Origin of the sequence: Streptomyces sp. PsTaAH-137 (assembly GCF_003259365.1) — a bacterium.
GTDB lineage: Bacteria > Actinomycetota > Actinomycetes > Streptomycetales > Streptomycetaceae > Streptomyces.
In genome coordinates this window covers 547,114-573,712 of the sequence record NZ_QLLY01000004.1, presented here as the reverse complement: position 1 = coordinate 573,712, position 26,599 = coordinate 547,114, and the positions used below count along the sequence as shown (strand labels likewise).

General features: G+C 70.4%; 26 protein-coding genes and 2 tRNA genes. 14 read left to right on the top strand and 14 right to left on the bottom strand.

Translation table 11 applies throughout. From position 1 onward, the window contains the following. The 4 genes from K377_RS11705 to K377_RS11690 are packed head-to-tail and all read left to right on the top strand — an operon-like array spanning position 1 to position 3,462. On the top strand, positions 1 to 645 hold the full coding sequence (locus tag K377_RS11705) for an SAM-dependent methyltransferase (RefSeq protein ID WP_258395013.1): 645 nt from the start codon (positions 1 to 3) through the stop codon (positions 643 to 645). Beyond that, positions 642 to 2,036 carry a replication initiator protein RepSA gene (gene repSA / locus K377_RS11700; protein ID WP_111663159.1) on the top strand — a complete coding sequence of 465 codons (1,395 nt, stop codon included), beginning with the start codon at positions 642 to 644 and terminating at the stop codon, positions 2,034 to 2,036. Before K377_RS11705 ends, repSA begins: the two co-directional genes overlap by 4 nt. Then, complete coding sequence (locus K377_RS11695) at positions 2,033 to 2,239, top strand: excisionase family DNA-binding protein (RefSeq protein WP_111663158.1); 207 nt, start codon at positions 2,033 to 2,035, stop codon at positions 2,237 to 2,239. Before repSA ends, K377_RS11695 begins: the two co-directional genes overlap by 4 nt. Then, positions 2,236 to 3,462 (top strand): site-specific integrase, encoded by a 1,227-nt coding sequence (locus K377_RS11690; protein ID WP_111663157.1) that lies wholly within the window; start codon positions 2,236 to 2,238, stop codon positions 3,460 to 3,462. The genes K377_RS11695 and K377_RS11690 overlap by 4 nt, the downstream gene beginning before the upstream one ends. Before the next feature lie 77 nt (positions 3,463 to 3,539). Here the strand turns inward: K377_RS11690 and K377_RS11685 are convergent. Both K377_RS11685 and K377_RS11680 read right to left on the bottom strand, forming a co-directional pair. Beyond that, positions 3,540 to 3,612, bottom strand: a tRNA-Arg gene (locus K377_RS11685). A gap of 204 nt (positions 3,613 to 3,816) precedes the next feature. Further along, positions 3,817 to 3,907 (bottom strand) — tRNA-Ser (locus K377_RS11680). A gap of 180 nt (positions 3,908 to 4,087) precedes the next feature. Here K377_RS11680 and K377_RS11675 point away from each other — a divergent pair. Then, on the top strand, positions 4,088 to 4,561 hold the full coding sequence (locus K377_RS11675) for an SSI family serine proteinase inhibitor (RefSeq protein WP_111663156.1): 474 nt from the start codon (positions 4,088 to 4,090) through the stop codon (positions 4,559 to 4,561). 203 nt (positions 4,562 to 4,764) lie between these two features. Beyond that, a complete protein-coding gene (locus K377_RS11670) occupies positions 4,765 to 8,634 on the top strand; it encodes a PAS domain-containing protein (RefSeq protein ID WP_111663155.1) in 3,870 nt (1,289 codons plus the stop codon). Between the two features lie 65 nt (positions 8,635 to 8,699). On the opposite strand, the gene K377_RS11665 is transcribed toward K377_RS11670, so the two are convergent. The 9 genes from K377_RS11665 to K377_RS11625 all read right to left on the bottom strand — a co-directional run bounded on the left by K377_RS11665 (position 8,700) and on the right by K377_RS11625 (position 17,527). Continuing rightward, positions 8,700 to 10,340, bottom strand: a complete 1,641-nt coding sequence (locus K377_RS11665; RefSeq protein WP_111663231.1) for a long-chain fatty acid--CoA ligase — start codon at positions 10,338 to 10,340, stop codon at positions 8,700 to 8,702. Between the two features lie 109 nt (positions 10,341 to 10,449). Continuing rightward, complete coding sequence (locus tag K377_RS11660; RefSeq protein WP_111663154.1) at positions 10,450 to 11,031, bottom strand: SigE family RNA polymerase sigma factor; 582 nt, start codon at positions 11,029 to 11,031, stop codon at positions 10,450 to 10,452. A gap of 214 nt (positions 11,032 to 11,245) precedes the next feature. Next, positions 11,246 to 12,106, bottom strand: coding sequence for a DUF1906 domain-containing protein (locus tag K377_RS11655; protein ID WP_237551475.1), 861 nt, complete (start codon positions 12,104 to 12,106; stop codon positions 11,246 to 11,248). Positions 12,107 to 12,158: 52 nt separating this feature from the next. Then, positions 12,159 to 13,325 (bottom strand): lipid-transfer protein, encoded by a 1,167-nt coding sequence (locus K377_RS11650; protein ID WP_111663152.1) that lies wholly within the window; start codon positions 13,323 to 13,325, stop codon positions 12,159 to 12,161. Then, on the bottom strand, positions 13,322 to 13,744 hold the full coding sequence (locus K377_RS11645; protein WP_111663151.1) for a MaoC family dehydratase: 423 nt from the start codon (positions 13,742 to 13,744) through the stop codon (positions 13,322 to 13,324). Before K377_RS11645 ends, K377_RS11650 begins: the two co-directional genes overlap by 4 nt. Next, the gene (locus K377_RS11640; RefSeq protein WP_111663150.1) at positions 13,741 to 14,832 is read right to left on the bottom strand and encodes an acyl-CoA dehydrogenase family protein; all 1,092 of its coding nucleotides are present in this window, start codon (positions 14,830 to 14,832) and stop codon (positions 13,741 to 13,743) included. The genes K377_RS11645 and K377_RS11640 overlap by 4 nt, the downstream gene beginning before the upstream one ends. A gap of 1 nt (position 14,833) precedes the next feature. Further along, positions 14,834 to 15,769 carry a bifunctional MaoC family dehydratase N-terminal/OB-fold nucleic acid binding domain-containing protein gene (locus K377_RS11635; RefSeq protein WP_111663230.1) on the bottom strand — a complete coding sequence of 312 codons (936 nt, stop codon included), beginning with the start codon at positions 15,767 to 15,769 and terminating at the stop codon, positions 14,834 to 14,836. A 5-nt stretch (positions 15,770 to 15,774) separates the two neighbouring features. After that, positions 15,775 to 16,971 (bottom strand): acyl-CoA dehydrogenase family protein, encoded by a 1,197-nt coding sequence (locus K377_RS11630; protein ID WP_111663149.1) that lies wholly within the window; start codon positions 16,969 to 16,971, stop codon positions 15,775 to 15,777. A gap of 244 nt (positions 16,972 to 17,215) precedes the next feature. Continuing rightward, on the bottom strand, positions 17,216 to 17,527 hold the full coding sequence (locus K377_RS11625) for a hypothetical protein (protein ID WP_111663148.1): 312 nt from the start codon (positions 17,525 to 17,527) through the stop codon (positions 17,216 to 17,218). Between the two features lie 371 nt (positions 17,528 to 17,898). On the opposite strand from K377_RS11625, the gene K377_RS11620 reads away from it, so the two are divergent. Further along, on the top strand, positions 17,899 to 18,810 hold the full coding sequence (locus K377_RS11620; protein ID WP_111663147.1) for a bifunctional DNA primase/polymerase: 912 nt from the start codon (positions 17,899 to 17,901) through the stop codon (positions 18,808 to 18,810). A gap of 235 nt (positions 18,811 to 19,045) precedes the next feature. On the opposite strand, the gene K377_RS11615 is transcribed toward K377_RS11620, so the two are convergent. Next, complete coding sequence (locus tag K377_RS11615) at positions 19,046 to 19,450, bottom strand: STAS domain-containing protein (protein ID WP_146614716.1); 405 nt, start codon at positions 19,448 to 19,450, stop codon at positions 19,046 to 19,048. 682 nt (positions 19,451 to 20,132) lie between these two features. Here K377_RS11615 and K377_RS41630 point away from each other — a divergent pair. Together K377_RS41630 and K377_RS11610 are read left to right on the top strand one after the other, a co-directional pair. Then, positions 20,133 to 20,720 carry a hypothetical protein gene (locus K377_RS41630; protein ID WP_161195032.1) on the top strand — a complete coding sequence of 196 codons (588 nt, stop codon included), beginning with the start codon at positions 20,133 to 20,135 and terminating at the stop codon, positions 20,718 to 20,720. Then, positions 20,717 to 21,775, top strand: coding sequence for an ImmA/IrrE family metallo-endopeptidase (locus tag K377_RS11610; RefSeq protein WP_161195031.1), 1,059 nt, complete (start codon positions 20,717 to 20,719; stop codon positions 21,773 to 21,775). Before K377_RS41630 ends, K377_RS11610 begins: the two co-directional genes overlap by 4 nt. A 70-nt stretch (positions 21,776 to 21,845) precedes the next feature. Here the strand turns inward: K377_RS11610 and K377_RS11605 are convergent, their stop codons facing one another. Together K377_RS11605 and K377_RS11600 are read right to left on the bottom strand one after the other, a co-directional pair. Further along, positions 21,846 to 22,415: a GNAT family N-acetyltransferase gene (locus K377_RS11605; RefSeq protein WP_111663144.1), complete on the bottom strand. Its 570-nt coding sequence runs from the start codon at positions 22,413 to 22,415 to the stop codon at positions 21,846 to 21,848. Beyond that, entirely contained in the window at positions 22,412 to 23,185 is a 774-nt protein-coding gene (locus K377_RS11600) for a GntR family transcriptional regulator (RefSeq protein WP_111663143.1), read from the bottom strand. The genes K377_RS11605 and K377_RS11600 overlap by 4 nt, the downstream gene beginning before the upstream one ends. A 465-nt stretch (positions 23,186 to 23,650) precedes the next feature. Here K377_RS11600 and K377_RS11595 point away from each other — a divergent pair, with 465 nt between their 5' ends. Genes K377_RS11595 through K377_RS11575 form a run of 5 tightly spaced genes read left to right on the top strand, consistent with a single transcriptional unit; the run spans position 23,651 to position 26,591 of the window. Continuing rightward, the gene (locus K377_RS11595; protein ID WP_111663142.1) at positions 23,651 to 23,920 is read left to right on the top strand and encodes a DUF6284 family protein; all 270 of its coding nucleotides are present in this window, start codon (positions 23,651 to 23,653) and stop codon (positions 23,918 to 23,920) included. Further along, positions 23,917 to 24,360: a Pycsar system effector family protein gene (locus tag K377_RS11590; RefSeq protein WP_111663141.1), complete on the top strand. Its 444-nt coding sequence runs from the start codon at positions 23,917 to 23,919 to the stop codon at positions 24,358 to 24,360. Before K377_RS11595 ends, K377_RS11590 begins: the two co-directional genes overlap by 4 nt. Next, positions 24,357 to 25,640, top strand: coding sequence for a hypothetical protein (locus K377_RS41625; protein ID WP_181512535.1), 1,284 nt, complete (start codon positions 24,357 to 24,359; stop codon positions 25,638 to 25,640). The genes K377_RS11590 and K377_RS41625 overlap by 4 nt, the downstream gene beginning before the upstream one ends. Further along, complete coding sequence (locus K377_RS11580) at positions 25,640 to 26,023, top strand: RRQRL motif-containing zinc-binding protein (RefSeq protein WP_111663140.1); 384 nt, start codon at positions 25,640 to 25,642, stop codon at positions 26,021 to 26,023. The genes K377_RS41625 and K377_RS11580 overlap by 1 nt, the downstream gene beginning before the upstream one ends. A gap of 28 nt (positions 26,024 to 26,051) precedes the next feature. Beyond that, complete coding sequence (locus K377_RS11575) at positions 26,052 to 26,591, top strand: hypothetical protein (protein WP_111663139.1); 540 nt, start codon at positions 26,052 to 26,054, stop codon at positions 26,589 to 26,591. The last annotated feature ends 8 nt before the right edge of the window (positions 26,592 to 26,599 follow it).

Genomic DNA, 26,599 nt, shown 5'->3' with positions numbered 1-26,599 from the left:
GTGTTCCGCGTACTCGATCTGTTCTGCTGCCAGGGCGGCGCCGGCAAGGGCTACAGCGACGCAGGGGCCGACGTCACCGGAGTCGACTCCGCGCCGCAGCCCCGGTACCCGTTCCGGTTCGTCCAGGCAGATGCGATCGGCTTCGTCCGTGAGCACGGTGCGGAGTTCGACTTCATCCACGCCTCCCCGCCCTGCCAGCTCGACACCGACTGCCAGCGGCTGCGCGGCAACGACCACCCGGATCTGATCGCCCCGACCCGCGCCGCCCTCGAAGCCACCGGCCGCCCCTTCGTCATCGAGAACGTCCGCGGCGCCCTGCCCAAGCTCCGTAACCCAGTCCTGCTGTGCGGCGCGATGTTCGGCATAGCCACCTACCGGCACCGCTACTTCGAAACCGGCGGCGGCTTCCACCTGGTCCAGCCCCGCCACCCGCACCACACCGCACCCCAGGCCAAGATGGGCCGCCCCATCCCGCCCGGCCACTACGGCCAGTTCATCTGCAACTTCTCCGGCGTCCCGCACGCCCGACAGGTCATGGGCGTCGCCTGGATGAACCGCGACGGCATCCGCGAATGCATCCCCCCGGCCTACACCGAACACATCGGCTCCGCCTTCGCAGCCTCCCGACTGGAGGCCGCCGCGTGAGCGACACCGCCACCCTGGCGGGCCTGGACCCGGCCACCCTCGCCGACGTCCTGAGGGTCGCCGGGTCTCCAGGCTTCGACCGCATCCAAGACCAAATCCGCCGAACCGGCGGCTGCTCCGACCCCATCCACCTCCAGGGCTCGACCGTCACCCGCGACCGCGCCACCGGCCAAGCCCTGTTCTCCTACTCGACCGACACCGAGCCCGGGGGACGGCTCCGCGTCGCGTGCGGCAACCGCCGCGCCTCACGCTGCCCCTCGTGCGCCTGGACCTACGCCGGGGACACCTACCACCTGATCCGCGCCGGACTCGTCGGCGACCCCGACAAGGGCACCCCGCACACCATCCGCGAGCACCCCCGCGTCTTCGCCACCCTCACCGCCCCCAGCTTCGGCCCGGTCCACAACCGGCCCGACAACCGGCCCTGCCGCTGCGGCACCCGCCACCCCGACGACTCGCCCGAGCTGGGCACGCCACTCGACCCGGACAGCTACGACTACGCGGGCGCGGTGCTGTGGAACAACCACGCCTCCGAACTGTGGCGCTTCTTCACGATCTACCTACGCCGCGAGATCGCCGCCCGCGCCGGCCTCACCCAGAAGGCAGCCAAAGAGCAGTCGAAGGTGTCCTTCGGCAAGGTCGCCGAGTACCAGAAGCGCGGAGCCATCCACTTCCATGCCGTGGTCCGCTTCGACGGACCGGACGGACCCGACAGCCCACCCCCGCACTGGGCGACCGTCGCCCTGCTCACCGACGCGATCCACGCCGCGGCGGCCCGCGTCCGCGTCGACCTGGACTCCTCCGGCGAACACCCGGCCCGGGTCTTCTGCTGGGGCGACCGCCTCGACGTGCGCGAGATCAAGGCGTTCGGCGACGGAGCCGAGATCACCGAACAGGCCGTAGCCTCCTACGTCGCCAAATACGCCACCAAGGCCGCTGAGACGACCGGCACCGTGGACCGCCGCATCGGCAACAAGGAAGCCCTCGTGCTCCTCGACGTGCCCGACCACCCGCGCCGGCTGATCGAAGCCTGCCTCGATCTGCACGCCGTCTACCCGGACCGCAAGCTCCGCGACTGGGCGCACATGCTCGGCTTCCGCGGCCACTTCTCCACCAAATCCCGCGTCTACTCCACCACCCTCGGCGCCCTGCGACAGGTCCGCGCCGACTACCGCGCCTCCCAACACCGCGCCTCCCTCGGCCTCCCCGACCCCGACGAGATCCCCGAGGAGACCACGCTCACCCTCGCCCACTGGACCTACGCCGGACGCGGCCACACCCCGGGCGAGTCCTGGCTCGCCGCCAACATCCGACGCGACATCGCCCAGAACCGAGAGACCGCCCGCGAAGCCCTGCAAGACGAGAGGCACTTGGAAGGAGCCGACGCATGACCACGGCAGTGATCCAACGGAAGTGGCACACAACGGCGGAGGTCGCCGAAATGCTCGGCTACGGCCTCTCAAAGACAAAGATGCTGGTGCTGACCGGCGAGATCCGTTCCATCAAGGACGGTCGCAGTCGGCGCATCCTCCCCCGCTACGTGGACGAGTACGTCGAACGGCTCGCCCGACAGGCTGAGGGGAACGCGGCATGAGCGGCAAGCGCGGCAACGGCGAGGGCTCCATCTACCCGTACAAGAACGGCTACGCGGCCTACGTCTGGGTGACCAAGCCGGACGGCAAGCGGGCCAGGAAGTACGCGTACGGCAAGACCCGGGATGAGGTCCATGAGAAGTGGCTCAACCTCCATGCGGAGGCGAAGAAGGGACCCGTCGCCACCCGGCACCGCACGGTGTCCGTCTTCCTCTCGTACTGGCTCGACTCGATCGTGAAGCCGAACCTCGCCCCGCTGTCGTACGTCTCATACGAGGGCTGCGTGCGGCTCTACATCGCGCCCTACCTCGGAGCGAAGCGGCTGGACCGGCTGACCGTCCGCGATGTGCGGGAGTGGTTGACCAAGCTGGCGACTGTCTGCCAGTGCTGCGCCCAAGACAAGGATGCGAAGCGAGCACCGGCCCGGCGGAAGTGCTGCGCGGTCGGGGACTGCTGCGAGGCATACCCCTCCCGCCGCGTCATCCAGGCTGCCCGCGATGCCCTGCGAGCCGCCCTGACCCATGCCGTCACCGAGGAGGAGATCAGCAAGAACGTCGCCTCCCTGGTGAAGGTGCCCAAGCCGCGTCGCCGCCGGATCAAGCCGTGGTCCGTCGCGGAGGCTGGGCAGTTCCTCGCCGATGCCGCTGCTCGGGATGACCACCTGTTCGCCGCGTGGATGCTGGTGCTCTGCCTCGGGCTCCGCCGGGGTGAGGTCCTGGGCCTGACGTGGAAGTCCGTCGACTTCGAGCGCGGCGAGCTGTACGTGGACCACCAGATCCAGCGCGCCGGCCGCCAGATCCTGCACCGCGAGACCAAGACCGAGGACTCCGACGACTTCTTGCCCCTGCCCGCGCTCTGCCTGAAGGCGCTCCGGATGCGTCGCGCTCAGCAGTCCGGCGACCGCAAGGCCATCGGGGACGCGTGGCAGGACGATCGCGGCCTGATCTTCACGACGAAGTACGGGACGCCGATCGAGCCGGGGAACCTCACCCGGATGTTCGCCCTGCGGGCTCGGCGTGCCGGCCTCCGTGTGATCCCGCTGCGGAACACCCGGCACACGTGCAGCTCGCTCCTGGTCGCCCTGAAGGTGCACCCGAAGGTCGCGCAACGCATCCTGCGACACTCGCAGATCGCCATGACGATGGAGGTCTACGCAGAGGCGAGCGAGGAGGAAGTGCGCTCGGCGCTCGATCAGCTTTCCGGCGCGATGGACGGTAGCGGCTGACCTGGTTGCTGTACTTCGCTGCTGTACGGCCCAACGCAAGAGGCCCCCGGAGATGATCCGGGGGCCTCTTACCTGTGTGCACTCGGCAGGATTCGAACCTGCAACCTTCTGATCCGTAGTCAGATGCTCTATCCGTTAAGCTACGAGTGCTTGTTTTTTCTTTTGTTGTTGTCTCCGTTCCCGACCTTTCGGCCCGTCCCGGCGACAAGAAGAACATTACATGACTGCCGCCGTCATGTGAAATCCGTTAGCCACACCCGTTGTGACCTGCGAAAACGCACCCAACGCGGCTCAGACGGGTCCCACAAGCAGCGAAGCCCCGGTCCTGGTGGACCGGGGCTTCGGATCTTGCTGCGGAGGCGGAGGGATTTGAACCCTCGATGGGCTTTAAGGCCCAAACCGCATTAGCAGTGCGGCGCCATAGACCGGACTAGGCGACGCCTCCAGCACATCCCGCCTGCGCGAACGCGAGCGGCTGCGTGCAGATGATGACACAGCTGAGCGCCGTGTCACCAATCGGCTCCCACGGTACTAGGAGGTCGGGCCGCAGAGCAAAGGTCTCGGGGCCGTGTGAAGGTCCGAGCCGGGGGCGCAACGTCGGGGCCGCGCATGCGTTAGACAGGGCATGTTGCTGCGCCGCCTCTCCCACTGCGTCCTGGTCACGTCCGCCGCCACCGTCGCCGCCCTCACCGCGCTGCCCGCGGCCGCGCACGCCGACACCGGGCCGGGACACATCGCGCCGCCCCCCTTCAGCGCCCTGGACGGGGTCGGCCGCGACGAGCTGACGATCACCGTCGCCGACTCGGGCAACGGCCACGACGGCACGACCGAGCTGCGGTGCGACCCGGCCGGCGGCACCCACCACGACCCGGGCGCGGCCTGCGCGACGCTCGACCGGCTCACGGCGGACGGCACCGACCCGTTCGCACCGGTGCCCGCCGACGCGCAGTGCACGATGCTCTACGGCGGCCCCGCCACCGCGCACATCACCGGCACCTGGCACGGCCGGCCCGTCGACGCCTCGTACAAGCTGAGCAACGGCTGCGAGACCGCGCGCTGGAAGCGGATCGTGCCCGTGCTGCCTGCTACCGCGCCGTGACCCTGGGTCCATCGGGCACATCGTCTTCGTGCGATCCGCACATCCTCTTCGTCGCCTCTACGTGGGCTCCCTCTCATCCGGGGTCGCGCGGACAACCCGTGCCCGTAGACTCCCTCCCGTGACACGTTGTGCTTCGCGCGGCAAGATGACTGACGCGGTCGGCACGTCGCGGTAAAGCGGTACATCAGGGAGGAAGCGTCGTCGTGAGCAGCAGGCCATCCCGAGGCGCTGCTCGCCTCGCAGCCATACTCGATGCGCTCCCGGACGCATTGGTGCTGGTCAACACCAACGGGACCGTCGTCAATGCCAATTCGATCGCCCTGGAGGCCTTCGAGGCCCCGGGGACGGCGCTGGTCGGGCGCGGACTGCTCGATCTGCTGCCGGAGTTCGACTCCCGGCTGATCCCCGGCTCGATGCGGCGGCCCGACACGGTCACCGACGAGCGCGGCCGGACCAAGCCGACGCGGATGATGGCCCGGCGCACCGACGGCAGCGAGTTCCCGGTCGAGGTCACCTCGGCGAACCTCGCCGACAGCGCCCGGGACGCCGTGGACCCGTACGGCTCCTCGTACGGCGGCAGTGGTTCGTACAGTGGCACCGAGCTGCTGATGCTCGTCGTGCGCGATCTGTCGGGCACGGTCGACACCGAGGCCGAGCTGGCCCGTTCGCAGCGGCAGACCGAGATGATCCTGCGGGCCGCGGCCGAGGGTGTCGTCGGCACCGACACCGACGGGCGGATCGTGCTCGTCAATCCCGCCGCCGCGCAGATCCTGGGCTTCCGGGCGAGCGACCTGGGCGGGCAGGAACTGCACCAGCTCGTCCTGCACTCGCGGCCCGACGGCGAGGCGTTCCCCTACGACGAGTCGCCGCTCGCCGACACCCTGCGCTCCGGGCGCAAGCACCGGGTACGCGGGCAGGTGCTGTGGGCCAAGAACGGTGAGCGGGTGCCCGTCGACATGACGACGGCGCCGGTGCGCGACGGCGACCAACTGGTCGGCGCCGTCATGACCTTCACCGACCGGCGCCCCTACGACAAGCTGGTCGAGGAGCACGCGGAGGAGATCGCCCGGCGCGACGAGAGTGCCGAGCACGAGCGCGCGGAGCGGGACGCCGACCTCGCGCGGGTCCGCGACGAACTCGCCGCCGAACTGGCCGAGCTGCGCGAGCAGCACGCCGAGGAGCTGTCCGCCGAGCGGGAGCGCGGCGCCGCCTTCGCCGAGCGGGAGAAGGACCGTTACGAGGCCCTGGCCGCCCGGCACACGCAGCTGCTCGCCGTGCTCGGGCAGTCGCTGCGCGGGCCGTTGGAGAACCTGCGGCAGGAGCTGGCGCAGCTCGCCGCCGACGACGCGGGCCAGCTGTGGCCGGAGGCGAACCAGGTCCTGCATCACCTGGCCGCCGGCTACTCACGGATGACGACGCTCGTCGACAACGTCCTCGCCTACCAGTCGCTGGACGAGGGCGGTGGCGCGCTCTCCCGTACGAAGGTGATGCTCGACGCCGTCGTGGCGGCGGGTGTCGACGGGGCCGTCGAGCTGATCGGGCCCGGCCGGGTGCAGTTCGCCGTGCACGCGCCGCCGATAGAGGCCGAGGTGGACGCCGGACGGCTCGCCACCGCGCTCGCGCATCTGGTCGCCGACGTCGCCGGGATCGACGCGACCGGGAACGCGCGGGCGGCCGCCGGTGCCGGGTACGTCGACAACACCGTGGTGGTGGCCGCGGCGCAGCGCGGCGAGAGCGTGCGCATCGAGGTGCGCGGCCCCTATGCCGGTGGCGATCCGGTGCACGAGCCGATCGTCCGGGGCATCGTGCGGGCGCACGGCGGTGTGCTTCAGACGCACGAGATGCCGGGGATGAGCGGCAGCGCGTACGTGCTCGAGGTGCCGATCGGGAGCGGCGCCGGGGTGGTTGCGGTCGCCCCCGCGCCCGAGCCGACGGTGGAGGAGCCCAAGCCGAACGTGCCGGAGCAGGCCGGTTCGGCCGCGGGCGGCGGGCGGCGGCGGGCGCGCCGGGCCGCCGGGCCCTCGGTCGACTCCTTCCTGGAGAGCGGTCTGCCGGGCGAGGGCGCTGCGGCTGCCGTCGGCGCGTCCGGTGGCACCGGGCGGCGCCGCGGACGGCGTGCCGCCGAGGAGGGGTCGCCCGCCGCGGCGGAGCTGCCCGCGCCGACCGTGCCCGGCGAGGGTGACGAGGCGCAGGCTTCCGGTGGCACCGGGCGGCGCCGGGCGCGGTCCGCGGACGGCGCGGCGAGCGAGGGTTCCGTACTGACCGCGGCCGAGCACGCGGCGGGTTCGCCCGCGCTGGGCGACACGGTGCCGCCGCAGGGTGTGCCCGCGCCGACCGGCCGCAGGGCCCGGCGTGCGGAGGGCCAGGAGCAGCCCGCGCTGCCCGCCCTGACCTCCGGCGCCCCCACCGACCAGGGCCAGAACCAGGGCCAGGCGACGGGTCAGGGCAGCGAGTTGGAGCTCGCGGGGTCCCCGGCGCAGCCCTCCGGGCGGCGTGCGCGGCGCGCCCTCGGCGCCGCGCAGCCCCAGGCGGCGGAGGAGGCGGCCCCGCGCGAGCGGTTCGCGCTGCCGCCCGCGCAGGCCGACCGGGCCCCGGAGGCGGCCCCGCAGCCGCAGTCTCAGGGCGAGACCGAGGTACCGCAGAGCCCCGGCACCGGCGCCCAGCCCCTGCCGCAGCCGCTCCCGCTGCCCGACGAGCAGCAGCACGCCGCCGCGGAGCACCCGGCGCAGGACCACACGCCGCCGCAGCCGCACCCGACGCAGAGCACGCCCGCACAGGGCACGCCAGCGCAGGGGACGCCCGCGCAGGGGACGCCGCAGCCCGCGGAGGCCGTGGCCCAGCCGCTGCCCGCCGCGCAGCCGCTGCCCGCGGAGGCGCCGCAGGACCCGGCCGCGCCGACCGGTGACACCAGCTCGACGCAGGGCCGCGCCTTCAGCGTGCGCACCCTGGGCCAGGGCGTGCCGTTCGGACGGCAGATCGCCCAGCAGGGCGCCCCGGTCCGGCCCGGCGCCACGCCCCCGCAGGGCGTGCCGCAGCAGGAGGGCCAGACGCTCGGCGGCGGTTCGGCGTCGGGACGGCGGCGCAAGCTGGGCAATCGGCAGGACCAGCCGGAGACCGCCGAGACCCCGGCACAGGGGACGACGGCGCGCCCGCACCCCCAGCCGCAGTCCGCGCAGCAGCCGCCGCAGCCCCCGCTGTTGTCGTCGATGAACCCGTCCGAGGGCGCCGGCCGCTCCTACGCCATAGGAGCACCGGATCAGGACGCCGACGAGGGCCCCGAGCCGCTGGACGGTCCGGGCGGCGCGGTCGAGGTCGCCAACCGGCCGCAGCCGCAGCCGATGGACGACGAACTGCCGCCGGAGCCGCTGGACAACCCGCGCCGCCTCCTGGTGTGGCCGGCGCCCGACGTCTCGACGCAGCAGGCGCTGAGCGAGCGCGGCTACCGCCCGGTGACCGTGCACTCCCGCGAGGAGGTCGACGCGCAGATCGCGGCGTTCCCGGCCGCGCTCTTCGTCGACCCGCTGACCGGGCCGATCACCCGTACCGCGCTCCAGTCGTTGCGCCAGGCCGCCGTCGCGGCCGAGGTCCCGGTCCTGGTGACCGCCGGTCTCGGGCAGGCGACGCGCGAGGCCGCGTACGGGGCCGACCCGGCGATCCTGCTGAAGGCGCTCGCGCCGCGCGACAGCGAGCAGCACCCGCCGCGGGTCCTGCTGATCGAGGAGCACGAGGAGATCGCGCTCGCCCTGACCGCGACGCTGGAGCGGCGCGGGATGCAGGTGGCGCGGGCCGCGAGCGACGCGGACGCGGTGACGCTCGCCGGGCAGATGCGGCCGAACCTGGTGGTCATGGATCTGCTCCAGGTACGCCGTCGCCGCGCGGGCATCATCGACTGGCTGCGCGCGAACGGCCGGCTCAACCGCACTCCGCTCGTCGTCTACACGGCCGCCGTCGAGCACGACGACCTGCCGCGGCTGGCGGCGGGGGAGACGGTGCTGTTCCTGGCCGAGCGGTCGACGAGCACCGAGGTGCAGGGCCGGATCGTGGACCTGCTGGCGAAGATCGGTACCAACTAGCACGAACTGCCAGGAAGGGGCGGCCCGTTCGGGCCGCCCCTTCCTGTTTCACGTGAAACAGACCGTCACAGCGTGGTGACGTCCAGTCCGCCCTCCGCGTACTGCTTGCGCAGCACCTTCTTGTCGAACTTGCCGACACTGGTCTTCGGGACCGCGGGGATGATCGTCCAGCGCTCGGGCAGCTGCCACTTGGCGACCTTCTCGGCGAGGAACGCGCGCAGCGACTCGAAGTCCGCGCTCGCGCCCTCCTTCAGGACGACGGTCGCGAGCGGCCGCTCGCCCCACTTGTCGTCGGGCACGGCCACGACGGCGGCCTCGGCGACGTCCGGGTGGGACATCAGCGCGTTCTCCAGGTCGACGCTGGAGATCCATTCGCCGCCGGACTTGATGACGTCCTTGGCGCGGTCGGTGAGGGTGAGGAAGCCGTCGGGGCTGATCGTGCCGACGTCGCCGGTCTTCAGCCAGCCGTCCTCGCTGAACTTGTCGTCGGGCCGCAGCGGTTCACTGTCCTGGCCGCCGTAGTAGGCGCCCGCGATCCAGTTGCCGCGTACTTCGAGCTCGCCCGCGGACTCGCCGTCCCAGGGCAGGATCTCGCCGCCGGGGCCGCTGAGGCGGGCCTCGACGCCGGCCGGGAAGCGGCCCTGGGTGAGCCGGTAGGCGAACTCCTCGTCGCTGCCCGGCTCGACGCCCGCCGGGGGACGGGCGATGGTGCCCAGCGGCGAGGTCTCGGTCATGCCCCAGGCGTGGCAGACCCGCATGCCGAGGTCGTCGAACGCCTTCATCAGGGAGGGCGGACAGGCCGAGCCGCCGATGGTGACCTGGGTGAGCGAGGAGACGTCACGCGGCTTGGCGGTCAGCTCGGCGAGCAGGCCCTGCCAGATCGTGGGCACGGCGGCTGCGTGCGTGGGCCGCTCGGACTCGATCATCTCGGCGAGCGGCGCGGGCTGCAGGAACCGGTCCGGCATCAGCATGTTCACGCCGGTCATGAAGGTGGCGTGCGGCAGGCCCCAGGCGTTGACGTGGAACTGGGGCACGACGACCAGCGAGGTGTCGGCGTCGGTGAGCCCCATCGACTGCGTCATGTTGACCTGCATGGAGTGCAGGTAGATGGAGCGGTGCGAGTAGACGACGCCCTTGGGGTCGCCGGTGGTGCCGGAGGTGTAGCACATGGCCGCGGCCCGGCGTTCGTCCAGCTCGGGCCAGTCGTACGTGGTCGGCTTCCCGGCGATGAGGTCCTCGTAGTCGTGGACCTGGGGCTGGGCGCCGTCGAGCACGGAGCGGTCGCCGGGGCCGGAGACGACGAGATGCTCGACGCCTCGCAGCTTCGGCAGCAGCGGGGCGAGCAGGGGCAGCAGCGAACCGTTGACGATGATCACCCGGTCGGCGGCGTGATTCACGATCCAGACGAGCTGCTCGGCGGGGAGCCGGAGATTGAGCGTGTGCAGCACGGCGCCCATCGCGGGGGCCGCGAAGTAGGTCTCGACGTGCTCCGCGTTGTTCCACATGAGGGTGGCGACCCGGTCGTCGTCCCGGATGCCCAGGTCGTCGTGGAGCGCGTGTGCCAGCTGGGCCGCGCGGGCGCCCACCTCGGCGAACGTGCGGCGGTGCGGCTCACCCTCGCCCGTCCATGTCGTGATCCGCGAGGTGCCGTGAACACGCACTCCGTGATTCAGGATGCGGGTCACAGTCAGCGGTACGTCCTGCATCGTGCTCAGCACGGCGTCCTCCCGGTGGGCGCTACGGAGCAGTAGGTTTCCGCCGATTCTCACCGCATACCACTCGGTATGTCACTAGTCCCGGGAATGATCGATCACCTCAGACGTGCGCGGGACGCAGCTCCGGGTCCTCGCGCAGCTTCCCGAGCGCCCGTGACACCGCGCTCTTCACCGTGCCGATGGAGACCCCGAGCACCTCGGCCGTCTGGGCCTCGCTCAGATCCTCGTAGTAGCGCAGCACGACCATCGCTCGCTGCCGCGCGGGCAGTTTCATGATGGCGCGCCACATGGCGTCGTGCAGCGCCTGCTGCTCGGCCGGGTCCCCGGCGGGCACCACCGGCGGTTCGGGCAGCTCGTCGCAGACGAACTCGTCGACCTTGCGCTTGCGCCACTGGGACGTCCGCGTGTTCAGCAGGGCGCGGCGCACATAGCCGTCGAGCGCGCGGTGGTCCTCGATCCGGTCCCACGCGACATACGTCTTCGTGAGCGCGGTCTGCAGCAGGTCCTCGGCGTCGCACGGGTTCGCGGTCAGCGACCGGGCGGTGCGCAGGAGCACGGTCTGGCGTGCGCGGACGTACGACGCGAACGACGGGTACGCCGTGGGCGCCGGGTGGGTCCCGGTGTGGGTACGCGTCGCCGGCTCCGATGCGCTGGGGCAGACAGACGCCAGGGTTGGGGTCATGGCTCCACGCTATGAGCGACCCCTACCACCGCGGATCGGCCGGAGGTCCCGAAGCGGCGTCCGCCTCAGGTTGTACAAAGGGTGGTAGCCCCACCTCCTGAAGGTGGAGGAGGGGATGAGGGCCCCTGAGGGTTCGGCCCTGAGAACCCCGCCCCCCAGGGAGCCGCTGAACGTCCCGCTCCGGGAAGCCTGCCACAGACGTGCGGCGCGGGGCTCAGTCGATCCGCGCCACCGGCGCGTTCACCAGGTTCCGGTCGATCACCAGGGTGCGGCCGCCGTGCCGCTCCTTCACATTGCCCGCGTACTGGTGGATGCGGCGCTCGGGGCGCCAGGCGTTCCGGCTGAGCGAGGGCTCTCCGTACAGGCTGGGCCTGGTCCGCCAGCGCGCGAACCACACCACCGACGGCAGGTCCGGCACGCCCGCCCGCCGGGCCGACTGCAGATGCCGCACGCCCGAGTCGGCGCTGCTGTAAAAGCCGGGAACGTACCCGCGCTCGCGCACCTCCTTGCTCCACGCCCGCACGAACGTCAGCGTCCGCTCCGCGCAGTCCCGCTTTCGGTAGTTGTACGCCTCCATGTCGAGGTAGAGCGGGCTGCTCCGCCCGATGCCCACCTCTCCGGCGCTGCGCACGGCGTCCCTCGCCTCCCGCACTCCCTGGGTCCACGGCCGGCGCCCGATGCCCAGGCCCTTCTTGTTCCCCGCCCTGACGCAGGGCGACTGCGACCCCACGTACACGGGCAGCACGCTCCACCCCATCGCGTCGACCGCGCGCGTCCAGTCGCGGTTCAGATGCGGCTGGTCCTTGCAGAACCGGCCGCGGCCGCCGAAGTAGACGCCCACCGCCCGGTAGTCGGACGACCGCCAGCGCCGCATCGTGTCGAGCGACGGGGCCCGGCAGATGTCGAAGGCCCGGCCGCGGAAGGTGCGCACCGGGGCCGACCACGGCGCGGACGACGTCGCGTCGGTCTCCGCCCCGTCCCGGCCCGAGGCGGCGGCCTCCGGCAGGGCGGCGGTGCCACCGAGCAGGAGGGCCAGGAACACCCCGAATCCCATGATCATTTTTTGTCGGTACATGGGGCGAGTGAAGGGCCCGCTCGCGTGCGCGGGCCGGAAACACGCGCCTCGTTCAGCCGTCCGCCCCCAGAATCAGACCCGAAGTGGGGACCCCGGTGCCCGCGGTCACCAGCGCCGTCGCCGCGCCGGATCTCTGGTTCACCGCCGTGCCCCGCACCTGGCGCACGGCCTCCGCTATCCCGTTCATCCCGTGCAGATACGCCTCGCCGAGCTGCCCGCCGTGCGTGTTGAGCGGCAGCAGTTCCTCGGCGACGAAACCGGCCGCCTCCCCGGGCCCGCAGAACCCGAACTCCTCCAGCTGCATCAGCACGAACGGCGTGAAGTGGTCGTAGAGGATCCCCACGTCGATGTCGTCCGGGCCCAGCCGCGCCGTGCGCCACAACTGCCGTGCCACGACGCTCATTTCGGGCAGCCCGGTCAAGTCGTCCCGGTAGAAGCTGGTCATCTGCTCCTGGCCCCGGCCCGCGCCCTGCGCCGCCGCCTGGATCACGACCGGCGGGTTCGGCAGGTCGCGGGCCCGCTCGACGCTGGTGACGACGATCGCCTGACCGCCGTCGGTCTCCTGGCAGCAGTCCAGCAGCCGCAGCGGCTCGACGATCCAGCGGGAGGCCGCGTGGTCGGCGAGGGTGATCGGTCTGCCGTAGAAGTACGCCGCCGGGTTCGTCGCCGCGTACTTGCGGTCGACGACGGCGACCTGGCCGAACGCCTCCGGGCCCAGCCCGTACGCCTGCAGATAGCGCTGCGCCGCCATCGCCACCCAGGACGCCGGGGTGAGCAGCCCGAACGGCAGGTTCCAGCCGAGGGCCGCGCCCTCCGCCGACGGCTCGCGGTGCTCCACGCCCGAGCCGAAGCGGCGGCCCGACCGCTCGTTGAACGCCCGGTAGCAGACGACGACTTCGGCCACCCCGCTCGCCACCGCGAGCGCCGCCTGCTGCACGGTGCCGCAGGCCGCGCCGCCGCCGTAGTGCACCCGCGAGAAGAAGGAGAGCTCGCCCATGCCCGCGGCCTGCGCCACGGTGATCTCCGGGCTGGTGTCCATCGTGAAGGTGACCAGGCCGTCGACGTCGGCGGGGGTGAGCCCCGCGTCATCGAGCGCGGCGTGCACCGCCTCGACCGCCAGCTTCAACTCGCTGCGGCCCGAGTCCTTGGAGAACTCGGTGGCGCCGATCCCGGCGATCGCCGCCCGCCCGCCGAGCCGGTCCCTGCTCCGCACGCTCATGCCGGGCTCCCGTCGTCCGGAGCCGCCGCGGGCACGGTGACCGTGACCGTGCCGGTGACATGGCTGCCGATCCCGTTCTTCCCGACGACTCTGACCTGTGCGGTCGCCCCGTCCGGGCCGGTCTCGACCTCCGTCACCTCACCGGTCAGCACCATGGTGTCGCCGGGGTGGTTGGGCGCGCCGAGCCGGATCGCGACCCTGCGCAGCACCGCCGTGGCCCCGAAGTGGTCGGTGATGTACCGGCCCACCAGGCCGTTCGTCGTCAGGATGTTCATGAAGATGTCGGGCGAGCCCTTCTGCCGGGCCAGCTCCGCGTCGTGGTGCACGTCCTGGTAGTCGCGGGACGCGATGGCCCCGGCGACGATCAGGGTCCTGGTGACGGGGATCTCCAACGGGGGCAGCACTTCGCCTGCCTTCATGCCGACTCGCCTCCCTCATGAGCGCCGGCGGCGATCAACTCGCCCAGCTCCTCCAGTACTTCGCTGCCGCATCCGAGATATCCGTCGAGCTGACGCCCCCACAGGAAGTGCCGGTGCACCGGATGGTCCAGGTCGGCTCCCAGGCCGCCGTGCAGATGCTGGCCCGTGTGCACCACGCGCTTGCCCGCCTCCGACGCCCACCAGGCGGCGGTCAGCGCATGGCTGCGGTACCCGAGCCCGGCGTCCCGCCGCCAGGCCGCCTCGTACGCGGTGACCCGCATCGCCTCGACGTCCATATGGGCTTCCGCCGCCCGGAGCTGAACGCCCTGCTTGGCCGCGAGGGGGCGGCCGAACTGCTCCCGCTCGTTGGTGTACTCCACGGCTCTGGCCAGCGATCCGGCGCAGACGCCGGCCTGCAGCCCGGCGAACGCGGTGCGGGCCGCCGCCAGCACGTCCTCGTACGCGCTCGCGCCGCCGATCCGCTCGGCCGGGGTGCCGTCGAGCACGAGCCGGCCCGCCGACCAGGGCGCCGTCAGCTCGACGGGCTCGCACCGGGCGTCGGCCGCCCGCACCATCCACAGGCTGTGGGCAACTTTTTCGCGGACCGCCACGAGGACATGGGTGGCGTCCCGCAGCCAGGGCACCCAGGGCACGACCCCGCTCAGCACCGCCCGCGAGGAGCCACCGCCCGCCTCGGGCGCGGTCCCCTCCGGCGCGGACACCATGATCCCCGTACGCCCCGGAAACGCCCCCGCCGCCACGGCGGAGCCGTCCCGCAGTCCCGGCAGCAGCCGCTCCCGCTGCTCCGCCGTGCCGTGGGCCGCGACCGCGAGCAGCCCGTACACACAGCTCGCCGCGAACGGCACCTGCGCGGTCGTCCTGCCCTGCTCCTCCAGCATCAGCACCAGGCCGAGCAGCCCGGCCTCCTCCACGGCGGCGGCCAGGCCCGCGTCCCCCAGCGCCTTCCACAGACCGGCGTCCGTGCCGCCGTCCAGGCCGGTGAGCCGCTCCGGTGTGGACAGGTCGCCGAAGATCCGCGCGGCCAGCTCACGCGCCGCCTCCTGCTCGGGCGAGGGAGTGAAGTCCATGTCACGCCACCCCGCCCTCGGCGGCGCGGAAGACGGGCAGCTCCCACTCTTCGTCGGCCCGCAGGAACTCCAGCCGCACCGGCAGCCCGATCCGCACCTTGTCGTAGGGCACCCCGATCACATTGCTGACCATGCGCACCCCTTCGGCGAGCTCGATCAGCCCCACCGCGTAGGGCGGGTCGAAGGCCGGGAAGGGCGGGTGGTGCATGACGACGTAGGAGAAGACCGTGCCCTCGCCGCTCGCCTCGACCGTGTCCCACTCCTGGCCGCCGCACGCATTGCACCCCGGCAGCCACGGGAAGCGCAGCGTGGCGCAGTCCGTGCAGCGCTGGACCAGCAGCTTGTGCTGGGCGACGCCGTTCCAGAACCCGGCGTTGTCCCGGTTCACCACCGGCCGGGGCCGCGCCTTCCTGCCCTTCCCCGAAGGAGAACTCCGCTGGGCGGGCGCGTACTTGAGGATGCGGAACCGGTGCGTCCCCGCCAGCTCGCCGTCCGCCCGCACATCCATCCGGGTCGTGACGAAGTGGCCCGTGCCCAGCTTCGTCGTCTTCAGCGGTGACACCGACTCGATCACCGAGTCGTACGTGATCGCGTCGCCGGGACGCAGCGGGCGCAGGTACTCCTGCTCGCAGTCGGTGGCGACGACCGAGGTGTATCCGGCGCCGTCGAGCAGGGCGAACAGCTCGTCGTGGGCGGGCGAGCGTCCCTCGTACCCGGACAGGCCGCCCATCGTCCAGGCCTGGAGCATCGTCGGCGGCGCGATCGCGTCCGGGCCCTCGTACGCGGGGTTGGTGTCGCCCATGGCCTCGCACCAGTGCCGGATCATCGGCACGTTCACCGGGTCCTTGCCGTCCAGGGCCGTCGCCGCCGTCCGCCCCTCGAACGTCCGCAGCTCCTCGTACACCCCGCCGCCCTCGCCGTCCCGCTCCCCGGCCATGTCCTTCACCGCCTCCCCCGCTTCATCCCGAGCCGCATCGTGGCCACGATCTCCCGCTGCACCTCGCTGACCCCGCCGCCGAACGTGTTGATCTGCGCCGCCCGGTTCATCCGCTCCAACTCCCCGTCCCCCACGGCGGAATCACCGCCCGCCACCCCGAACACCCCCGGCGATCCGGACCTCACCCACCCGGCGTCGCCCGCGATCTGCTGACACAGGCGATACGTCTCGACCGCGGATTCCGTTCCCGCGAACTTCACCCCGCTGGCGTCTCCGGGGGCCGGCCGGCCCGCCCCCACATCACCCACCAAACGCCAGTTGAGCAGGCGCGTTGCCGCCAGCCGGGCATGCGCCTCGGCCAGCGCGGAACGAATCCAGGGCGCGTCAACACGGCGTTCGCCCGTCACCGGATCGGGGGTACGGGCGGCGGCGAGGACATCGGCGTAGAAGTCCTCGGCCTGCATCCCGATCGCGGCGAGCGCGACCCGCTCGTGGTTGAGCTGGTTGGTGATGAGGCCCCAGCCGCCGTTCACCTCCCCGACGACGTTCGAGCCGGGGACGCGGATCCCGTCGTAGTACGTGGCCGTCGTGGTCAGCCCGCCGACGGTGTCGATCGGGGTCCAGGAGAAGCCGGGGGCGTCCGTCGGCACCAGGATGATCGAGATGCCCTGGTGCTTGGGCGCCTCGGGGTCGGTACGGCAGGCGAGCCAGATCCAGTCGGCGTTCTGCGCGTTCGACGTGAAGACCTTCTGTCCGTCGATCAGCCAGTCGCCGCTCGTTTCGTCCCGCACCGCGCGCGTGCGCAACGCGGCGAGGTCGGTGCCCGCCGACGGCTCGCTGTAGCCGATCGCGAAGACCAGGTCGCCGCTGAGGATGCGCGGCAGGAAGTAGGCCTTCTGTTCCTCGGTGCCGTACTTCATGAGGGTCGGGCCGACGGTGTTGAGCGTGACCATGGAGACCGGCGCGCCGGCCCGGTACGCCTCGTCGAAGAACACGAACTGCTCGTCGGGGCCGCGCCCCTGGCCGCCGTACTCCACGGGCCAGCCGAGACCGAGCAGCCCCTCGGCGCCGATGCGGCGCAGCACCGCGCGCTGTGCGGCCGGGTCGTCGGCCGCGGGCGGGCCGTCCGGCATCAACGTACGGAATCGTGCGCGCAGTTCACCGCGCAGCTCGCGCTGGCGGTCGGTGGGGGCGAGGTGCACGGCGGCGGCCCTCCCGGACCTAGGCAGAACCAAGGGTTTCTGACTGTCCGTCAGATGCCGTGCACTGTCAAGAGATCGACCGCCGGATCGATCGCGAGGCCGACCACGAGCTCGACCGCGAGATCGACTGCGAGATCGACTGCTCACGTGTGAGGCCCGAACACGCCTGCGCGGCGGTGCCGGAGCACCGCCGCGCGGACTGTCACACACCCCATGCGACCCCTGGCTGGCAGGGGCCGGGAGGTCACCAGAGCTCGGTGAAGTTCACCGCGATGTTGTGGTTGGACTGGTCGATCGCCGTCCAGGCCGAGCCGTTCACCTGAGCCGTGTTGCTCTGGTTCGAGGCGCCGCTGCCGACTGCCTGCTGCTGCGTGGTGGACGAGTTGCCGTTGTTGTCGTGTCCGACACCACTGCCACTCACCGTCGCCACCCCCGCGTTCGATCCGTTGTCCGCGAACGAGCCGTTGTCGGCGATCGCCACCCCGGAGAACAGGGCCGCGGCGAGCGGCAGGGCGGCGACGGCGGCGATGGCACGGGCGGTACGGATGGAAGCCATGTCTTTCCTCCAGAACAGGGAGTACGCACCGGGGGCTCGGACGGGGGTCCGGCACCCGGGAAGTACGGGGTTTCTCCAAGGCGGTTGGCCGACCGCCTCGGCGATGTTCACGACGTCGCGAGACCAGAGTTGCCCACCGAATCCCCGGCGAACCACCCCAGAAGCCCCTCTTCACACGCAAGCGTGAGGACATGTCGATAAACCCTCTTCACATCGACAAAACCCCAGCTCAGCCGCGAATGCGCTATCTCCTGGTGATCACATCTCAGACCCCCCATACGGCGAAGCGTTTCAGCACATTTTTGGTAAATCGCCTCCTCGGACGGACCACACCTCTTCCTCTTCTCGAACATCTGTACGAACATAAAGGTATGGCCGCCATCGATCCGCACCCCGCCCACCGCCCGTCCGCCGCACCGAGCACGCCGAATGCGCCCCTCGCGACCCTCGCTCTCGCGCACGCCCTGTCCGCGGCCGAGCGCGGGCTCGCCGTGATCCCGCTGTCGCGCAGCAAGCTCCCCGCGCTGCCCTCCCCGCACCGCGACGACCCTCCGTCCGTGCCGCGCTGCCACGGGGAATGCGGGCTTCCGGGGCACGGGGTGCACGACGCGACGACCGATCCGCGCCGCATCCGCGCGCTGTTCGCCGCCGCGCCCCGGGCGACCGGGTACGGCATCGCGTGCGGTCTGCCCCCGCACCACCTCATCGGCGTCGACCTGGACACCAAGGCCGGTACGAACTCCACGGCCTCGCTGCGCGAGCTGGCTTTACGGCATCTCTTCACGATCCCGGACACGGTGGTCGTGAGCACGCCGAGCGGCGGACGGCATCTGTGGCTGTCCGGGCCGCCGGACGTCGTGGTGCCCAACTCGGCGGGCCGGCTGGCCCCCGGCATCGACATCCGCGGCGCCGGGGGCTATCTGGTGGGCCCCGGCTCCCGCACCGAGCACGGCGTCTACGGCACGGTCCCCGGCACCGCCCACCTCGCGCCGGCCCCCTGCCCGCCGGCCCTTCTGCGCCTGCTCACGCCCCCGCCGCGCCCGCACCACCCCGCGCCGGGTCCCGGCGGGCAACACGGCACGGGCCTGGTCCAGTTCGTACTGGGCGCCCACGAGGGCCAGCGCAACACCCGCCTCTTCTGGGCGGCGTGCCGCGCCTACGAGAACGGCATCGGCGACACCCTCGCCGACGCCCTCACCACCGCCGCGACCCAGACGGGCCTGCCGGAACGAGAGGCCCGCTCGACGATCGCCTCGGCGGCTCGGCTGACCGGTGGTTCCTGAGGCTCGCGCGGGGCCGCCACCGTCCTCTCGCAAGGAGTGCGGACGGTGGCGGCACCGGTCAGGGGCTACCCGCGCACCCTCCGGCCTCCGGACGGCGCTCCGTGAACCGGCCCCGGACAGCCTCCCCGGCCGTGCCCGGCCGGGCGGGAGCGGTGATCTCCGCTCGGCGCGCACCCGGGCCAGTGCAGGATCACCACGGACAGCACGAGAGGTACGACGGTCAGGATCGTGAACGTCACCGGGGCACCCCCTCCGTGGCCGTCCGGCCGACGCGGCGCGCGGCCTCCATGAGCCGTCGGACGGCGGGCGAGCAGTGGCCGATGTGGAGGCTGCGCCCGTGGCGGCTCCAGCGGTCGATGACCCTGAGCAGGGCGGAATCGGCGAAGGTGACGTGCCGTGCGTCGAGACCGAGGTGCAGACAGCCGTGGACGGCTCCCACGGCCAGGACCGTCCTGAGCGGTCGGGCGCTGTGGTGGTCGATCTCGCCCTGGAGCTCGATCCACAGGGCGCGTCCCACGAGGGTGCAGGACCGGATGATTATGTCGCCGGGCGTACTGCTGCCCGCCTCCTTCATGCTCTCGGTGTCACTGGCGACGGCGGTGGGTGCGGACAGTATCGGAGGGATGCTTTCGTTACTCACGCCGTGCTCAACCCACGAGCCCGGCCCCGGGATACGAACGATCACCCCGCGGTGCGGTCGCGCCCCTCCGGAGGGGGAAAGGGTTCCCTCCGGCGGGTGGAGTCCGGCCGACACGGCGTCACAACGGGCGCCCGGGGAACGCGAAGTGGCCGACGGTGCCCGTCATGAGACGTACCCCGCTCCACGCAGGAGCCAGGCAGGCGCAACCGTCGGCCGATCACCCGAACTTGCCGGCGCCCGGGGACCCACGCTCATCCAACCGCCCCCGTCCGCAGCGGTCAACGGAGTTCCCCGGCGGCCAGGGCCGTCCGCCCCGGGGCACGCCGAAGGGGCGCCCCGAAACCGGAACGCCCCTTCTCACCTGCTGCGGTGGGTGTGGGATTTGAACCCACGGTGACTCTCGCCACGACGGTTTTCAAGACCACTCTGCGAACGGGTCCGTCAGGGCGTTGACCAGCGGCTATCCGTACATCCCGCTCTACGGGCGCTCACTGTGGCCAGAGGTTGGCCGTGGCCCTGCCCTATGCACGCAGCGAGCGCACCCGGCGTGACAGACTCACAGGGGGAACGCACGTTCGAGACAATCGATCTTGGAATCTTACTCGGAATAATTGACGGCTGTTCTGCAACCTGCCATGCTGCTCGGGTGCCAATCGGAACGCCCATGGACAGGGCTTCGTGTGTGCGGCTGCTCCAGCCCTATCAGGACCAGTTGGACCAGTGCTTCCGGAACGCTTGGAAACGCTGGCAAAACTGGCTGAAGGCGCTGGAAGGGTCGCCTGCTGATGTGTCGCCTCGTTCGCGAGCGAACGTGCTTTATGACTTCATCAAGACTGAGGCCGTAAACCAGTTTCTCGCTGTCGAGCATGTGCGGGTTAGAGAGGAACGCGGATTCCTCGTTATTCAGATCCGCGATCGTGTCGCAATCCGCTTCAAGAAGTTTCGAGGACGTAAGCTCAAGACGAGCAGTATTCGGACTGGTCAGGCGGTAGCCTTTCAAGGTCAGACTTTGGAGTACGCCAACGAAGTCGAACCTATGACGCATTTGGTTGCAGGCTACCTCTTGGACAGGTTCGAGCTTGATCTAGAACAGCTTGCGATCACATGCACGCTGGACGGCGAACACATATGGGCGCCGATCGAAATCATCCCGGATGCGGGTCAGGGCGGGGTTACAATCCCGATGCCCACGTCGCCTGCAGATGGGCCAAGGCCAGTCGTCCGCAGCTCGCGGAAGGCGCCGGCGGAGGAGACAAGCGAGAACCAATGACAATCAATCCGCGCATGCTCATTTTGGCGCGGGAGGCGCAGGGTCTTACGCAGCAAGATCTTGCTAAGGCTACTGGGTTGGCGCAGTCCACTCTCAGCAAGGCTGAGAATGGGCTGCGCCCCTTGCCTGAGGCCGATGTGCCTCAAGTAGCAAAGGTGTTGAAGGTGACGCCGGATCTACTGACTTGGCAAGAAGAGGTTTACGGCTTTGGAAGCGCTAGCTTCTTTCACCGTAAGCAGCAGAGTCTTTCCCAACGGACTCTTCGTAAGATCCAGGCCCGTGTGAACTTGCTTCGCATGCGGCTCGTACGTCTGAGTGACGGGATCGCAGTAGACACATCCCTCACTATCCCGCGAATTGACATCGAAGACGTCGAAACAGCAGCAGAAGCGGCTCGCCGTGTTCGTGCTGCCTGGCGCCTTCCCATGGGTCCTGTACCAAATCTCGTAAATATCGTTGAAGCCGCAGGAGGAACTGTGGTGCTTCGCGATTTCGAGACCCATCGCATCAACGCGATCAGCGTTTGGCATCCAGGGTCGGGCCCACTGTTCGTACTGAACAGCGAGCTGAGCCCAGAGAGGCAGCGATTTGTACTCGCTCACGAAATCGGACACATGGTTATGCACGAGGGAGAACCACCTCGTGACACCGCAGAAAAAGAAGCGGACTCCTTCGCCGAAGAGCTTCTGATGCCAGCCGCCGAGATTTCTAAAGATCTCGGCGGCATCGACGTCCGTAAAGCAGCCGCACTCAAACCGTACTGGCGAGTGCCAATGCAGTCACTGATTATCCGGGCTGAGCACCTGGGCATCATCTCGACAGCGCGCTCACGCAGTCTCCACGCCTACATGAACAAGGCGGGATATCTCACAAGCGAACCTGCTCCTCTGCAACGGGAAGAGCCGCAGGTGTACAAGGAGATGCTCCGCATTCATGTAGAAGAACACGATTATTTGGTCCGAGAGCTTGCCCAAGTAATTGGCATGACCGAAGATGATTTGGCAGATGAAATCTCGCCGCCGAGCCGTCGAGGTCTACGTCTGGTTCGCGGGTAGAGGCACCCAACTTTCACTTTGGCGCAAGGGTGATGCCCTTGCGCCAAAGTTGTTTCGCACTACTGATTCGTCAAGCTGCTGAAGAGAGCCGCGCAGGCGGTGGAGTGAGGTCGTGAAAGTCGTGTCCCGCTGAGCGCGTCTCACGCTGCGCGAGCCATCCGGAAACCCGTGGGCCACCGTTCACGGCCCCGCCCTCTCGGACCGTGCGAACGTGCCTGAACCCCCGTGCGAGGTAGTAGCGCTGTAGCGCCTCGTTCGTTGTCCAAGCATCCAATCGGAGCCATCGCGCCCCGGCACGGTGTGCTCGGTCTCCGGCCCAGTCCAAGAGGCGCCCGCCGAGGTTCTGCCCGGCGTACTCGCGCCCCGTCGTGAGCTTGTTGACGAACATGCTGGGCTCCCGTAGCTCCTCTTCCGTCCAGAGCCCTTCTTCGGCGTCTGGGGTCAACGTGATTGTGGCCGCCGTCACGTGCCCGTCGCGCAGCATGAAGACGTGACCGGCCTCAATGGTGGCGAGCAGCCTGTCTGCCGGATACGGGCGCTGCCATTGATCGCTTCCGAGCTGCAACAGCCAAGCTGCTGCCTCCTCCCGGAAGGCGAGCAGCTTGGCCAGGTCGTGCGCTTCCGCAAGGCAGATCTTCACTGAGGCTCGTTTTCTTCTCGGCCGGCCAGGTTGCCGATCTCGTAGTTCATCTGGTTGAGGTCGCCCCGGAAGGTCGTGACCGTGCAGCGAATCGGGCGGTCCTCCGAGTAGCCAGTGCGCGTCCAGAGGAGCACGGGCACCCCAGCGCCGATTTCCAAGAGCCGCGCCTCCTCTGGAGTCGGCATGCGCGTGGCGATCTCATCGAAGTAGCCGACCTGCTCGATGCCGAATGACGCGAGGTATCGAGTGGTCCCTTCCTCAATGTCACCCGGCTGAGCAAGCCGCGGTGACTGCTCTGCGAGCCATCCGGGGTACCAAGTCGCCTGCGTGGACCACGGCACGTCATCGACGAATCGGTGACAGAACCGCAGGACCGTGGTCGATCCGGTGTCGACCCTGAGCCGTTCAGCGACGTCAGGAGAGGCGGGCGTCATCTCTACCCGGAAAGTCTGGTGCGGACGGCGGCCGGCGTTCGTGACGTCGGTGCTGTACGCGTCTCCGTTCTGAGGGAAGGTCAGGTTCTCGAACCGCGACGCGTTCAGCTTGAAGACCTCATGCGACCGCACCTCGTACCCCAGCCCCTGGCTCGCCGAGACAAGCCCTTGGGTGACCAGGAGGTTGAGGCCGTTCCGGACCGTGTTGCGCGAAGCGTCAAAGCGCTTCATCAGCTCACTCTCTGACGGCAACCGCGCGCCCGGCGCGTAGGTGCCGCTGTCGATCTCTCGGCGCAGGGCATCGGCCACCTGCCGGTACTTCGGCTGCTTGCTCATGCCCCCATCATGACGCACTCGGTCAACTTGTTGGTACATGTGGGCCCCAATCCCTTGACGACTCACCGTCCGTGGGTGCAGCATCACTGCATCAGCTTGTACCAACAAGTTGAGCAAGCGGTGCAATTCCCTTGAGTTGCTCCCGCCTGCGCAGCTCTCGGTAAGTCCCGTGAGGACGGGAGCCCTGAACAGGGGTTACCGCACTGACCGAGGAGCGATCGCGGTGCTCTTCGGGGCGCTCTTGAGAACTGCATAGGTGGGCCCCGTCTCCCCGAGTCGAAAAGACGGACCGCGCGATCCCGAGTCGCGCACTCACAGTCCCGGCCCGGCCGACCACGGGCCTACGCCTCGAACGCAGGCCGGGACACGCACGACCAACCCACTTCATCAACGGCGAGAGCCCCCGGAGCGGCTACTCCGGGGGCTCGTTCGGGCCGTTGCCACCTGCTAGGGAGAACACGACCCATGGACCACATCGTCACTGTTCAGGACGCTGTTACTGCCGCCGAGTGCTTCGACTTGATGGAGCCCACGAAAACGGAGCTGGACGCCATCGACGTCGAGATGCCCGTCATCCTGGCGGACGTCGACCTCCTCGACGCGCACATCCTCACCCTCGACCGCACGCCGAACGAGCTGGACGTCCGGCGTATCCGCCGCGCCCGCCGCCGGGCGCTCGCCGCCCGCGTCGCCCTCCTCAACCGCACCACCGAGCAGGCGGGCGGTGCCGCATGAGCGCCGTACGAGACCTGTCCGCCGCGCACGCTGAGGTGAAGGCGGAGATCACGCGCACCGACAGCAAGGCGAGTCTGCTGCTCGCCTTCATCGGCGCCGTGCTGGCCGGCGTGTGGAGCGCGGGCAAGGACGCGCCGCTCATCCCCTGGGCGCTCGTTCCCGGCCTGGCCGGTATCGCCGTGCTGATCGGGGCCGCCACGCTGCTGCTGTCCTCGGTCCGCCCGAACCTGTCCGGCCGGCACGGCTTCCCCCTGTGGGCCACCCTCACCCCGGAGCAGATCCGGGATGCGGTAGCCACCGACACGGCCGCCGACATCGCGAACCTGTCCCGCATCGCCGTCACCAAGTTCACCGCGCTACAGCGCGCGATCGACCTGACCCGCATCGGTGGGGTCCTGCTGATCACGGCCACCGTGATCACGCTCGGGGGTGCGGCATGAGCACGGTTGCCGAGTACCGCGAGCAGCGCCGCATGGACGCTGCGGCAGCGGAGGAACGCCGGGCGATGCGGGAGCGGTCCGGCGATGAGCGGGCCGCCCGGCTGCGGGAGCAGGCCCGCGCCGATCAGGAGCGGGACCGGGAGGTTCGGCTGCATCGCCGTCAGGAGCGGGCAGCTCGTCGTGCTGCGTCTCTGACGCCGGGGCAGGTGTACCGGCGGGGCACGCTGGCGCTGGTCGTGGCGTCCGGTCTCGCGTCGCTGCCCGCTCAGGTGCTGCACTTCGTGGGCATCTCGCCGATGCTGCTGCCCCTGCCGCTGGCCCTGGAGGGCACGGCGTGGGTGGTCGCCGCCGGGGTTGCCTACGCCGACTCCCGGCACCTGGCCGCACGGGTGCGGTGGCTGCTGCGCGCGCTGGTGGTCGCCTCCGCCGGATTCGCCGCGTCCATCAACTACACCTACGGCACGCACCTGCCGAACCTGTCCGGCACGGACGCGACGACGGCAGGGTGGGGGCTTGCGGCAGTCACGCTGTTCGGGCCGCTGCTGTTCGAGATCCGGCAGTGGGTGTGCACGCTGGCTGCGGTCGCCGATGATGACGACCGGCGCGAACGAGGGCGTCACACCCGCACCCGCCGTTGGCATCACCGCAGGGTCGCCCGGATCGCCGATCGGCTGCTGTCCGCCGCGCCCTTCGGTTCGCTGACCACCGAGCAGGCGTGGGCGCGGGCATGGCAGATCCATACCGGGGCCACGGCTCCCGGCATGACGCCCGATCTCTACCGCAAGGCCACTCGATCGGCCGCCGCTCTTGCCCAGGCACAGCGCCCGGTCGATGACCCCAAGAATGCGGAGGAATCGACCGAGACCAAGAGGAATCGGTCTATGGCTGACCTGCCGGTATCGATCCCCGCACCGATCACGCCGAACGTGACAGAACTGCCCCGACCGGTTGCCGTCGGCTTCCTGAAGTCGGCTCTTCCGGCCAAGCCCGTCAAGTCGATCGAGTCGCTCCCGGCGCGCCCGATCGAGCTGCGGCCGGTACCGGCCGAATCGCCCCGCCCGCGCAGTGTGACGGGTCGGGTCCCGGAAGCTGCGAAGTCGTCCCGCCCCAAGCGCACCTTCGATGAACTGCTCGCCGAAGCGCGCACGGCCACGGCCGGTTGGCCGGACGCCAAGCTGACCGCCGAGGGCATCCGCCGCGAACTGCGCACATCCCCGGCGAACGCCCGGAAGCTGCGCGACACCCTGCGCGCCGAGCGCGCGACGGCGGTGACTGCGTGATGTCAGCGCTGACGCTCGCCAAGTGCTACTGCCCGTCGGGGGGCCAGTTCGGCATACCGACCTATCCCTGGCGCTACGCCCCGACCGGGCTCGCCACCCGCCGCCAACTCCGGACGCTCGGTCTCCGGCCGGGCGGGCAGGAGGTGGCCGCTCAGGTCCTGCGACCGCGCTACCGGCGCGGCCCGCTGGTCGCCTACCTCTACCGCGTCGACCGCGCCAAGCCGGTACGCCCGATGACGCCGGGCAAGCGGGCCGCCCTTGCCAAGGCAATGTGCGCCCGCCGCACCTGCCCGAAGTGCCGTCAGGACGCCGGATACGTCATCCCGGGCTCGCTCGGCATGTGCGTGCCCTGCGCCTACCCCGAAGACCAGCCTGCCGCGTGAGCTGCGGCGATTCGTGATCGGAGACGCTGTGAAGCACACCATCACCACGCACCAGCTCCGGGCCCGCCGCGACCTGGAACGCGACACCAAGCACCTCGTCCCGCACGCGATGCGGCAGGTCAGCCGGGCCGTGAACGGCCGGATGCCCGCCGTCGAGATCACCCTGACCAACGCCAAGGGCATGGCGGAACTCGGCGTTCAGGCCGAGGTCGAGTTGTCCGGCTGCACCGACCGCCGCCGGATCGACAAGGCACGCCGGGAGAGTCTGCGTCACGCTCGCGATGCCGCCGGACTCGCCGTGCCCCGCGCGGACGGGTCGGTTCTGGTGCTGGTCAACGCGGAGCAGCACCGCACCCGCGAGGACATCGCCACCACCCTCGTGCACGAGCTGACGCACGCCATGCAGTTCTCCCGCCGCGGCGTCCGCGACGTGATCATGCGGGACCTGCGCGCCGCCTACGGCGTGGAACGCCAGTCCCGCCGTGACGCCCGCGCCTTCGAGCGGGCCCTGAAGGACCACGAGCGTGAGGCGTACGACACCGAACGTCTCGCCGCCAACCTGCGCTAACCCCACCT

Coding starts and splice junctions, on each gene's coding strand:
- K377_RS11695 (WP_111663158.1), top strand. CDS start 2,033: ATGACCACGGCAGTGATCCAACGGAAGTGGCACACAACGGCGGAGGTC.
- K377_RS11690 (WP_111663157.1), top strand. CDS start 2,236: ATGAGCGGCAAGCGCGGCAACGGCGAGGGCTCCATCTACCCGTACAAG.
- K377_RS11675 (WP_111663156.1), top strand. CDS start 4,088: ATGTTGCTGCGCCGCCTCTCCCACTGCGTCCTGGTCACGTCCGCCGCC.
- K377_RS11665 (WP_111663231.1), bottom strand. CDS start 10,340: ATGCAGGACGTACCGCTGACTGTGACCCGCATCCTGAATCACGGAGTG.
- K377_RS11660 (WP_111663154.1), bottom strand. CDS start 11,031: ATGACCCCAACCCTGGCGTCTGTCTGCCCCAGCGCATCGGAGCCGGCG.
- K377_RS11655 (WP_237551475.1), bottom strand. CDS start 12,106: ATGTACCGACAAAAAATGATCATGGGATTCGGGGTGTTCCTGGCCCTC.
- K377_RS11650 (WP_111663152.1), bottom strand. CDS start 13,325: ATGAGCGTGCGGAGCAGGGACCGGCTCGGCGGGCGGGCGGCGATCGCC.
- K377_RS11645 (WP_111663151.1), bottom strand. CDS start 13,744: ATGAAGGCAGGCGAAGTGCTGCCCCCGTTGGAGATCCCCGTCACCAGG.
- K377_RS11640 (WP_111663150.1), bottom strand. CDS start 14,832: ATGGACTTCACTCCCTCGCCCGAGCAGGAGGCGGCGCGTGAGCTGGCC.
- K377_RS11635 (WP_111663230.1), bottom strand. CDS start 15,769: ATGGCCGGGGAGCGGGACGGCGAGGGCGGCGGGGTGTACGAGGAGCTG.
- K377_RS11625 (WP_111663148.1), bottom strand. CDS start 17,527: ATGGCTTCCATCCGTACCGCCCGTGCCATCGCCGCCGTCGCCGCCCTG.
- K377_RS11620 (WP_111663147.1), top strand. CDS start 17,899: ATGGCCGCCATCGATCCGCACCCCGCCCACCGCCCGTCCGCCGCACCG.
- K377_RS11610 (WP_161195031.1), top strand. CDS start 20,717: ATGACAATCAATCCGCGCATGCTCATTTTGGCGCGGGAGGCGCAGGGT.
- K377_RS11600 (WP_111663143.1), bottom strand. CDS start 23,185: ATGAGCAAGCAGCCGAAGTACCGGCAGGTGGCCGATGCCCTGCGCCGA.
- K377_RS11595 (WP_111663142.1), top strand. CDS start 23,651: ATGGACCACATCGTCACTGTTCAGGACGCTGTTACTGCCGCCGAGTGC.
- K377_RS11590 (WP_111663141.1), top strand. CDS start 23,917: ATGAGCGCCGTACGAGACCTGTCCGCCGCGCACGCTGAGGTGAAGGCG.
- K377_RS41625 (WP_181512535.1), top strand. CDS start 24,357: ATGAGCACGGTTGCCGAGTACCGCGAGCAGCGCCGCATGGACGCTGCG.
- K377_RS11580 (WP_111663140.1), top strand. CDS start 25,640: ATGTCAGCGCTGACGCTCGCCAAGTGCTACTGCCCGTCGGGGGGCCAG.